Below are 10,861 nucleotides of genomic sequence, written 5' to 3' on the forward strand. Positions count from 1 at the left end.
AGCGTAGCAGCGGCACGCGTCCGCTGTCCAGATCAGCCGATGGACGTGCGGATTTGCTTCCAACTGGTGTGTCCCGCTCGACAGGATGGGTTCAATGCCCCGGCTTGAGCTGCGGCGGCACGTTCGGTCGCGACGCGAACAACCGGCCGAGCACGCCTTTGCGGCGCTCGGCGCTCGCCGGCCACAGCATGTCCGCCAGCAGGCTGATGCCTTGCGCTAGCGTGCTGTCTCTCGCCGACGTCACCAGCGGCACACCGCGGCTGAGCGCGTCGTTGGCCTGCTTGTCGTCGCGCGGAAGCTGATGCGCCACCTTCGCGCCAAGGGTCTGTTCGAGCGTCGACAGGTTGATCTGGGCGTTCTTGTCGTAGTGATTCACCACCACCCGCACCTTGCTGGCCGGATAGCCCAGTTCCCTGAAAATATCGAGCATGCGGCGCCCGCCGTGCAAGTACAGCAGGTTCTGGCGCACCACCATGCAAATCGCATCGCTGCGATCGAGTGCGTGGATCGTCATCGGATTCAGGCTCTGCCCGACGTCGATCAGCACCGCGTCATAGCGCTCGCGCGCCAGCGTTAGAATGCATTCCAACTGCGCGGGCAGCAGTTCGGCTGCCTTGAGCGGGTCGCCTGCGCCCGCCAGCACATCGAGATTCGCGTGGACATGCATCACGCAGGATTCGAGTAGTGCGGCGTCGAGGCGCTCCGCCTGGGAGCAGAGATCGGCAAGTGTGGTGGGCGGCGGTTTGTCGGCCATGAGCAGACTGGCGTCGCCGAATTGCTGGCTCAGGTCGATCAGCAGCACACGCCGGTTGCTCAGCGCGGCCAGCGAATACGCGAGATTCACGGCGATCAGCGTGGTGCCGCTGCCGCCCTTGCTCGAAGCAAGCGAAACGACGCGGCCGGCGCGACGGCTAGTGGCGTTTTTACGCGCGTCGGCCTGGATGAGAATGATGGTGATCTCGTCGGCGTCGGCCGGCCACGACAACACGTGTCGCACGCCGACGCGCATCGCCACGCCCAGCAAGGCGGTGGACGGCGCCGCCGTCATCAGCACGCAATGCAGGGCGGGCGTGCAAGCCAGCGCTTCCTCGACGCCGTCCAGATCGCGCGCGCTCAGATCGGCGTCGTCGACGATCAGCATATCGGCGCTCCGAATCGCACGGTCGTGCGCCCGCACTTGCCGGGCTGTGCCCTGAGCGGTGCGCAGCCGGTACGCCACGCCGCTTGCTTCGAGGCGAGCGACGATTTGCGGCGCACGCTCCATGCTGGATGAAATCAGGAAGATGTCGATCATGTCGGCTCTCCGCCGGTCTGGCGCGTTCGGTTGGCGAAGCCGCCGCGACAGCGGTCGAGGTTCGTTTTAGTCGTCGGCATCGGACGGATGAATGTCCGCACCGCGCTCGTAGTTTCGTTCCTGCGACACCGGCATCTCATACACCGAGTCGCGCAGCGCCTCGCGCTGGATCTCCGCTTGCGCCCGGCGCTTGATCGCCTCGGCAATCACCAGCGTAGTCAGATCGACCGGCGCAGCGGCGAACAAAGCGCGCGGCGCGGCGATATGCCGTTGATAGAAAACGCCCACTGAGTGAGTCGTGCTTTGACGAATCGGCCGTACTGTGCCGGCCGGTTTGGTGATCTGTCTGGTCATGACAACCCCCGAAAAAATGTGCTTCTTCTACCGCTCTGTCCAGGTGAGCCGTGTCCGCAACTTCGCGGACACGGCGCCCGGTCCACCTCGTAACCCGCGTCTCTCTCCGGAGACTCCGGCCATTCCTCCCCGCTTCGTCGCGCCCGGTTGGTCCTTGACCGCGCGCTGCCCCGTCGCTGCTCTTTCGCTGTTTTCTTGTTGTTGTGCGTACCGTTCGCTCGCGGACTCCACGAGCGCGGTACATGTTGTTTTTTTCCGCCCTTCACATCCGCCAGAACCGACGGAAAAAGTGGCGAGGTCAACCTTTACATCGTCCGGTCGCAATGACCGGTACGTTGTACCGACCATTGCGCCGTTCTTTTTATGACATCTGTTTTTTATTGGCCCCGCCGCACCCTCGTAGAACGCAATGGCTTTCCCCAGCCGCGCCTACGAAGTCTTTTTGCCGCCGGTCTCTTCTTATTCTGGCTTCCCTGAACCTGGGACCGGGCGGCAACAGCCTTCGCTGTGAAGTGCTTATTGCAACGGCTATGCCATGCACCCTCAAACCCTTATGCCACCGTGATCGTCGATGCGGCGCACCGGACTTGGGCGTACTTCGCAGCTCGCGTTGATTCGAATTCGACACATGTTTCCGCGCCCGGCGATACGCCGCAGCGCGATATTCGCGGCCATCTGACCGCTGGGCAGCCCGCGCGCTCCGCGCGTGGCCGGGCGTTGCGTCGCATCCCGGTTAAATATGCCGACGCTTCGGAACCCTATCCGGTAGCAGTGCACGTATGCCCAATGTGTCGCACGCGTGAGACAAGGCAAATCACGAACTACAGTTCCGTTTGACATTTGCCGTAAAACGAATTGAGGCGATATGTGCGACGCCGCGCATAGCAGGACTTGACCATCCATTTTTGAAGCGCATGGACAACGGGGCGACGTAAAAAACGTTTCTGAATCCAGACTTGTTTATATGGCGCTTCACAGCGGTTTCGCTTATCGTTAAGCCCATGCGCCAACAAGAGCGCCTTTATCAGGTCAACGAGGTTAAAAACGGTTTGAGTGATTCGGGGAAAAGATCGCGTGACGGTTTCAACGGTGAACACTGTTCCCGCCATTCGTCCGATATGCAGCAGCTCGCGGTTTGCGCCGCCTGCTCCATGCTCCCCGAGATTGCCGCTATCGTGAATCGTGACCGCCGGGCTGGGAGGAGCAGAACCCAAACCGGTGGATCATTCCATGTCCGGACTCGCGCAAGCGGACCGGCTGGCTCCGTTGGCCGGAAGCCGGCATCACGCCGGTCTGTCGCGTACGTCGCAGAACAGTCCTGAGAGCTGCATCAACCGGGGGTAACATGAATACGACTTGCACGCCTGTCGACACGGAACGTACCGTTCTGTATGTGTCGAACTCGCCCGATCAGAAACTCGCCGATTTTCTGGCGGCTTCTGGCTGGCAAGCGGTGCATGCCAAAAGCACGGCCGTGGCCGAGCGTATGCTCGAACGCGGCAACATCAAGGTCGGCCTGGTCGAACTGCCGGGCGACTGCACATCCCAACATCTGTCCGCGCTGGCGTCCTGCATGCGGCGCGTCGAAACCAACTGGGTCGCCCAGATCGCGCCGGGCCAGGCGGAAAACGAACTGGTCAGCCGCTTCATCCTCGATTACTGCTTCGACTTCGTGACCCGGCCGTGGCTCAACGAGCGGCTCGTATTCGCGCTCGGCCATGCGCACGGCCTGTCGAGCCTGCGGCATGTGGAAGTCGCGCCGGAACCTTCGGCCGGCCGGCACGGCATGGTGGGGCAATGCGAGGCGATGCAGCAGTTGTACCGGCGCATCGACAAATGCGGCGTGACCGACGCGCCGGTGTTCGTCGCCGGTGAATCCGGCACGGGTAAGGAACTGACCGCCAAGGCGATTCACGAGCGCTCGCCGCGCGCCGGCCGCCCCTTCGTCGCAATCAATTGCGCGGCAATTCCGCCGAGCCTGCTGCAAGCCGAACTGTTCGGCCACGAACGCGGCGCGTTTACCGGCGCGCTTCAGCGCAAGATCGGCCGGATCGAGAGTGCGCACGAAGGCACGCTCTTTCTCGATGAAATCGGTGATATGCCGCATGAATGCCAGGCGGTCCTGTTGCGCTTTCTGCAGGAAGGCACGATCGAACGGCTGGGCGGCAACGGCCCGATCAACGTCAATGCGCGAGTGATTTCGGCGACCCACGTCGATCTGGACAAGGCGGTCGAAGACGGCCGCTTCCGCTCCGACCTGTATCACCGCCTGTGCGTGCTGCGTCTGGTCGAGCCGCCGTTGCGCGAGCGCGGCGGCGATATCAAGTTGCTCGCCAACTATGCACTGAGCATGTACAAGCAGGACGGCGCGCGCAAACTGCGCGGCCTGTCGAGCGACGCGATCGTCGCCATGTCGAACTATCCGTGGCCCGGCAACGTGCGCGAGTTGATCAATTGCGTGCGCCGCGCCGTGGTGATGAGCGAAGGCCGTTTTATCACGGCCAGCGATCTGGGCCTGCCGGAAGCCGACAATGGGCCGGCCGTCACGCTGGCGGAAATCCGCAGCAAGGCCGAGAAAGATGCGATCGAACACGCTTTGCAGCGGCACGGCTACAAGTTGTCCGAAGCGGCGGCGGAACTCGGCATTTCGCGGGCCACGCTGTATCGGCTGATGCATGCCAACCGGCTGCATCAGGAGCCGGCGGCCGGGCGCGCTTCCAATACGGCCGGCGGCGCGGATGCCGACGGCGACGCGGAGCGACGGGCGCCTTCTTTGGTGTGAGCGGGTAAGTTCAGCGGCGTTTTTGCTGCGCCTGATTCGATTGACGCCGGCTTGAACCTCGCCGGCGGGAAGATCGCGGACTGGGCACGCCTTTGCATGCACACTGGTGCTCAATGACGCGACTCGATGCATCAGCATGCGTCGCCCACATCGCTCGCGCCTTTCGCCGTTGCGCCGGCATTGCTATGCTGAAGGCCGTTCATCCATCCTCCGGGGGCGGACTTGGCCGACCCGCACGCACCGGCGCTCAAGCGCCGTTCCTCGTCCGTCCTGCCCGCTCAGGCCAGCCCGTGCGATGCGCTCGTCATCCGCGCGCAACCTGCCAGTCTCGTCCACCCGTGCCGGCGTAAAAAACTCGCGCTGGCCGCGACTATCCTCGGCTCGAGCATGGCCTTCATCGACGGCTCCGTGGTCAATGTCGCCTTGCCGTCCATCCAGAGCGAACTGGGCGCGAGCGTGGCGGCGATCCAGTGGGTCGTCGACGCTTATCTGCTGTTTCTCGGCGCGCTGGTGCTGGTGGGCGGTTCGCTCGGCGACAAGCTTGGCCGGCGCACGGTGTTCATCGCGGGAATCGGGCTGTTCACGCTCGCCTCGATCGGCTGCGGCCTCGCGCCCGGCGCCGCGGCCCTGATCGCGGCGCGCGCCGTGCAAGGCGTGGGCGCGGCGCTGCTGGTGCCGAGCAGCCTGTCGATTATCGGCGCGGTGTTCGACGACAAGGAGCGCGGCCAGGCGATCGGCACCTGGGCCGGCGTCGGCGCGATCACCTCGGCGCTCGGGCCGGTGGCGGGCGGCTGGCTCGTCGATGCGTTCTCGTGGCGGGCCATCTTCTTCCTGAACGTGCCGATTGCCTGCGCGACGGTCGCGCTGGCGGTCATGGCCGTGCCGGACAGCCGGCAGGACGATGACGGAAATCCGTCCACGCGCGCCGGCGGGGCCACTGGACACGCGGCGGCCGGACTCGACTGGCCGGGTGCCGCCACGGCCACCGCCGGACTCGCCGCCCTGACCTATGGCCTGACGCTCGCCTCGGCGCGCGGCTTCGGCGACCGCTGGGTGCTGGCGTCGATCCTCGGCGGCCTGCTGGTGCTGATCGCCTTCGTCGCGCTCGAAGCGAGAACCCGCAATCCGATGATGCCGCTCGACGTGTTCCGTTCACGCGACTTCGTCGGCGCCAATCTCGTCACGCTGCTGGTCTACTTTGGCCTGGGCGGTGCGCTGTTCTTCCTGCCGTTCACGCTCATCCGCGCTTATGGTTACAGCGCGACTCAGGCGGGCGCGGCGTTGCTGCCGGTGCCGGTGACCATCGGCCTGCTGTCGCGCTTCACCGGCGGCCTGACGAGCCGCTACGGCGCGCGGGCCTTGCTGACCGCGGGGCCGATCGTCGCCGCGGCCGGCTTCGCGATGCTCGCGCTGCCGTGGGTCGGCGGCGAGTACTGGCGCGGCTTTCTCCCCGCGCTAGCCGTGCTCGGACTCGGCATGACCGTCACCGTCGCGCCGCTGACGACGACGGTAATGGCCTCGGTGTCCGCCGCGCGCACAGGCGTCGCTTCGGGGATCAACAACGCGGTGGCGCGGGTGGCGAGTCTGCTGGCGATCGCGGTGCTGGGAATCGTGTTCGTGTGGTCGCACGACGCGGCACTTGAAGCGCGGCTCGATGCGCTGCATGTGCCGCAGGCGGCGCGCGCGGCGGCGAGCCTGGCGCAGGTCGGCATGGATGCGGGCGCTGCATTGCCTGCCGCGGGGGCGGGTGCGTCGAAGGGCAAAGTGGGCGAGGCAGATGTGGCGGCGGCGCACGCCGAAACCGACGCGGCGCACACAAACGTGGATGCGGCACGGGCCCAACCTGAGGTGGCGCGGGCACAAGCCGACGCCCTCGGCGCGGCATTGCGCGCGGTGGCGCTGGTGTCGGCGTTGTGCGCGCTGGCCGGTGCAGCGCTGGCGTTTTTGACGATCCGTTAGCAACGTCCGCTCGAGATGCACCGCGCCTGATTCACGCCTCGCGCACGGACGCCCATCCATAGTTCAGACCGCGCTGAAACATCGCTGCCCGGCGCGCGCCATACTGCGGTCACGGTCCTTCACACAAGGACCTTCGACTAGACAGGGAGCTTGCACATGGCGATTACCTGCTTCATCCGCTATCAGATCGATCCGTTCCAGCGCGATGCCTTCGACGAATACGCCCGCAACTGGGGCCGCATTATTCCGCGCTGCGGCGGCTATCTGATCGGCTATTTCCTGCCGCACGAGGGGACCAACGACATCGCGTGGGGATTGATCGCGTTCGACAGTCTCGCGGCCTATGAAGCGTATCGGGCGAGACTGCGCGCCGATGCCGAGGCACGCGACAATTTCAAGCTGGCGCAAACGAAGCGCTTCATTCTGCGCGAGGAGCGCACCTTCACCGAAGTCGTGGAAGGCACCTTGGGTGTGCCGCCGGTGCGTAGGGGGGCGGCGACGGAGTGATGGCGAGGCGGTGGACGTAGCGACGGCCGCGGCATCTACGCGGGCGGCGCGCCTACGCCAGCGCCAGCGCCAGCGCCAGCGCCAGCGGTTGCGGTTGCGGTTGCAAAGACGCTTGCAGCCGGCAGGCACTCGCGAAGGCGGCAGAACGGGGAATTCCGCCCCGCCGCAGCCGGCATGGGACAATGCGGCTCTTTCCGACAGGCAGGTTTGTTGCTACCGCAAGATGCCGCCGCACGGGGCTTGCCGGCTTTCAGGCACCTCGCGCCGAGGCCGGCCAAGGAACTTGTACGACCAGACCCATGTCGGTTCATGGTCACGCCGCCGAACCGGCCCGTATGCGTCGGCACAGCCTTCCGCCTCTGTCCCCCGCTTTCCACCCTATGCGCAAACTATTCCCAATCTGGCTGTTCTTCCTTCTCGCTTTCATCGCCGCGCCGGTTTTCGCCGCCGCGGCGCCGGCCACGCCCTCGTCGTCGGCCTCGGGCGTCGGTGTCACGCTGACGCCTGAGCAAGCCCGCCAGGCGCTCGCCGTTCTCAATGATCCCAAGCGCCGCGCGCAAGTCGCCGACACGCTGCAGGCCATCGCCGCCGCCGGCGCGCTGAGCGCGCCGCCGGCTTCCGCGCCCGCGGCCGGCTCGGCGCCCGCCGCGGCAAGCGGCGCCGCCGCGCTCGTGCCGGCGGCGTTCAAGTCGAACGGCCTTGCCTCGCAGTTGGCCCGCCAGGGCGCGCACTGGGCCGTGCACCTCGGCGCGTCGTTGCGCAGCTCGGCCGCCGCGCTGCTCGACGTCGCATCGGTGCGCGCCTGGTGGAACTGGCAATCGACCAACCCGCAAGCGCGAGCCGTGCTGGGCCACGTCGCCTGGTCGCTGCTGGCCGCGCTGCTTCCCGCGCTCGTGCTCGAATGGCTAGCGCGCCGCCTGCTGCGCCGCGCCTACCGGGCGCTGGCCGCGCGCCGCGAACTGGAAGACGAAGACGACGCCGCGCGAGCCGACCTGCCCGTCGACGTCGCGCCTCAACCCGCCGATGCGCCGAACGCCGCGCCGCCCTTGCCCGTGTCGCCGGCTTCGCCGGTAAGCGCGGCACAGGCGCAAGCGGAAGCCGTCCCGTCGGGCACCTCCGCCGCTACGAAGGCCGAAGGCAAGCTCACCGAAGCCAAAGGCAAGCAGAACGCCAAACATCACTGGACGCTCCTGCGCCGCCTGCCGCGCGCACTCCTGACGATGGTGCTGCGGCTGTTGCCGCTGGTGGTGTTCGTCGGCGCGGCGAGCGCGCTGATGTCGATCTTCACCGACGACGGCACGCCGCAAGACCGCGCGCTCGATTCGCTGATCGACATCTACGTGCTGTGCCGGGTGATCGTGATCGTCTGCGGTTTCTTCCTGCAGCCGGCCGCGCCGCGTTTGCGCCTGCTGCGCATGAGCGATGCGTGGGCCGCCTTCATGCAGCGCTGGGTGGTGCGGATCGTCAGCGTGGTGGGTGCGGGCTCCGCGGTCGCGGAGATCGCGCAGTCGCTCGGCCTGAACGACGCGGCGCATCTTGCCTTGATGAAAGTGGTCGCGCTAGCCGGCCACGTCATGATCTCGATCCTCGTGCTGCAATGCGCGAACCCGGTCGGCGAACTGATCCGCAAGCGCCTCGCCGCGCGCAAGTCGCTGGAGATGTTCGGCAACGTATTCGCCGAAGTCTGGGCGTGGGCCACCGTGTTCGTCGTGATGGCGCTGTGGTTCATCTGGGCGCTCGACGTGCGGAACGGCTATCACACGCTGCTGCACCTCGGCGGCATTTCGCTGGCGGTGCTGGTAGGCGCGCGGGTCGTGTCGATCGTGGTGTTCGGGGCGCTCGCCCGGCTCTTCAATGTGCAGGACGACGCAACGAAGTCGCTCGTGCATCAGCGTGCGTACCGCTATTACCCGCTGCTGCGCCGTACGGTGGCTTGGGTCATCGGCATCGTGACCGCGCTCGCGCTGTTGCAGGTGTGGGGCGTGCATGTGGTCGACCTGTTCCGTACGGGCACGATCGGGCACCGGCTCGCTTCGGCGATCATCACGATCGGCGTGGCTGCCGTGGTCGCGCTGCTGGTGTGGGAAGGCGTCAACGTCTCGGTCGAACAGCGGCTCGACCGCTGGACCACCAGCGGCGACCTCGTGCGCGCCGCGCGCTTGCGCACCCTGCTGCCGATGCTGCGCAGCGCGCTCTTCTGCGCGATCGCGCTGGTGGTGGTGCTGACCGGTTTGAGCGAACTCGGCGTGAACATCGGGCCGCTGCTGGCGGGCGCGAGTATCTTCGGCGTGGCGCTCGGATTCGGCTCGCAGAAACTGGTGCAGGATTTCATCACCGGCATTTTCCTGTTGATGGAAAACGCGATGCAGGTCGGCGACTGGGTCACGCTCGCGGGCGTGTCCGGCACCGTCGAATATCTGTCGATCCGCACCGTGCGGCTGCGCGGCGGCGACGGTTCGCTCTACACCGTGCCGTTCAGCTCGGTGTCGACGGTGAACAACACGAATCGCGGCATCGGCAATGCGGCGGTGAAGGTCAACATCGTATTCGGCCAGGATGTCGATCTCGCCATCGACACCTTGAAGGAAATCGGCGCCGCCTTGCGCGAGGACGACAAGTTCAGGGACGGCATTCTGTCGGACTTCAGCTTCTGGGGTGTCGATGCGCTCGACGGCTCCGCCATCACGCTGGCCGGCCAGATTCAGTGCCGCGACAGCGCGCGCTGGGGCGTGCAGCGCGAATTCAACCGGCGCATCCTCTTCCAGTTCCAGGAGCGCGGCATCGAGATCGCGAACCCGCAGCGCAATCTGTTGACGTGGGACCCGGACAGCGCGCCGGCCAGAATCGAAGCGGATGAGGTGCACAAAGGCGCACCCAGATCATCTGATGCAACGCAGGACGAACCGCCCGCCGCCGCGCCCTCCGCCGATGCCGCCGCCGGCAAAGCCGACGCGCCGGTGGAAGACCAGTTGCCCGTCGATCCTAAGCCGGCTGGCGGCCCAGGAACGCCAGCAAATCCTGGTTCAACCTCTCCGCATGAGTGAAGTAAAAGCCGTGGCCGGCGCCTTCGTAGACATGTAGTGACGCGCCAGGAATGAGCGCCGCGGTGGGCCGGCCGGTCAGTTCGAGCGGCGCCGACGCATCGCGGTCGCCATGCAGCACGAGCGACGGCACCTCGATACGCGCCAGTTCCGCGCGAAAATCGGTGATGGTCTGCACGCGGGCCAGTTCGAGCATCGCTTGATGCGAGGTTTGCAGCATCATGCGGATCGTCCAGTCCATCGGCGCGCGCGACACGCCGGGCCCGAAATACGGCGCCGCGTTCGCCTCGATCCAGTCGGGAAAGGAGCGGCTCAGCGCGCGGCGGCCCTGCTCGAATAACGCGGCGTCGATGCCGTTCGGGTTGTCGTCGGTCTTTAGCAGATACGGCGTGGCCGCGGGCGCGACGAAAGCGATCCGGGCGACGCGCGCCGAACCGTAGCGCGTCAGAAAGCGCACCGCTTCACCGCTCGCAATCGAATGCGCGATCAGCGTAACGCCGCTCAGATCGAGCGCGCTCAACACGCTTTCCAGATCGGCGGCCAGCGTGTCGAAGTCGTAGCCGCGGCCGGGGTCGCTCGAACGGCCATGCCCGCGCCGGTCGTACGCGATGCAGCGGCAATCGAGGCGCGACAGCGGTTCCATCTGGTACGCCCACATGTCGGAGTTCAGCGTCCAACCCGAGAGGAAGAGGAGCGGCGTGCCTTGTCCCCAGTCGCGGTAGAACAGGCGCGTATTGTCGGCGGTGCGGATGGTGTTCGGTTCGTCGGCGAGATAGGGTGCGGTCGCGTTCATAGAGTCTCCTTTGTCGACCAGAGTCGGCGCTTTAGCGCTTACTCTGGTCCCGTGCAAGATCGTTGCGGCCTCAAGTGGGAATCGTGATGCCGTGCCGCCACTGTGCCGGGCGGCGGTAGGCGGGTCGATTA

General features: G+C 66.2%; 8 protein-coding genes. 4 read left to right on the forward strand and 4 right to left on the reverse strand.

Annotated features, from left to right (window positions below; all coding sequences use genetic code 11):
* Nucleotides 1–91: 91 nt before the first annotated feature.
* The 3 genes from B0G73_RS04555 to B0G73_RS39980 all read right to left on the reverse strand — a co-directional run bounded on the left by B0G73_RS04555 (nt 92) and on the right by B0G73_RS39980 (nt 2,862).
* Nucleotides 92–1,294, reverse strand: coding sequence for an AAA family ATPase (locus B0G73_RS04555; protein WP_106278283.1), 1,203 nt, complete (start codon nt 1,292–1,294; stop codon nt 92–94).
* A gap of 66 nt (nt 1,295–1,360) precedes the next feature.
* The gene (locus tag B0G73_RS04560) at nt 1,361–1,648 is read right to left on the reverse strand and encodes a hypothetical protein (protein WP_106278284.1); all 288 of its coding nucleotides are present in this window, start codon (nt 1,646–1,648) and stop codon (nt 1,361–1,363) included.
* An 821-nt stretch (nt 1,649–2,469) separates the two neighbouring features.
* Nucleotides 2,470–2,862, reverse strand: coding sequence for a hypothetical protein (locus tag B0G73_RS39980; RefSeq protein WP_146144151.1), 393 nt, complete (start codon nt 2,860–2,862; stop codon nt 2,470–2,472).
* Between the two features lie 131 nt (nt 2,863–2,993).
* On the opposite strand from B0G73_RS39980, the gene B0G73_RS04565 reads away from it, so the two are divergent.
* The 4 genes from B0G73_RS04565 to B0G73_RS04580 all read left to right on the forward strand — a co-directional run bounded on the left by B0G73_RS04565 (nt 2,994) and on the right by B0G73_RS04580 (nt 9,940).
* Nucleotides 2,994–4,430, forward strand: coding sequence for a sigma-54 dependent transcriptional regulator (locus B0G73_RS04565; RefSeq protein ID WP_106278286.1), 1,437 nt, complete (start codon nt 2,994–2,996; stop codon nt 4,428–4,430).
* Nucleotides 4,431–4,652: 222 nt separating this feature from the next.
* Complete coding sequence (locus B0G73_RS04570; RefSeq protein ID WP_106278287.1) at nt 4,653–6,389, forward strand: MFS transporter; 1,737 nt, start codon at nt 4,653–4,655, stop codon at nt 6,387–6,389.
* 156 nt (nt 6,390–6,545) lie between these two features.
* Nucleotides 6,546–6,896, forward strand: coding sequence for an NIPSNAP family protein (locus B0G73_RS04575; RefSeq protein WP_106278289.1), 351 nt, complete (start codon nt 6,546–6,548; stop codon nt 6,894–6,896).
* Nucleotides 6,897–7,276: 380 nt separating this feature from the next.
* Nucleotides 7,277–9,940 (forward strand): mechanosensitive ion channel family protein, encoded by a 2,664-nt coding sequence (locus B0G73_RS04580; RefSeq protein ID WP_106278291.1) that lies wholly within the window; start codon nt 7,277–7,279, stop codon nt 9,938–9,940.
* On the opposite strand, the gene B0G73_RS04585 is transcribed toward B0G73_RS04580, so the two are convergent.
* On the reverse strand, nt 9,879–10,730 hold the full coding sequence (locus tag B0G73_RS04585; protein WP_106278292.1) for an alpha/beta fold hydrolase: 852 nt from the start codon (nt 10,728–10,730) through the stop codon (nt 9,879–9,881). The two genes, B0G73_RS04580 and B0G73_RS04585, sit on opposite strands and share 62 nt — an antisense overlap.
* Nucleotides 10,731–10,861 lie beyond the last annotated feature (131 nt).

Source organism: Paraburkholderia sp. BL25I1N1, from assembly GCF_003002025.1.
Taxonomy (GTDB): Bacteria; Pseudomonadota; Gammaproteobacteria; order Burkholderiales; family Burkholderiaceae; genus Paraburkholderia.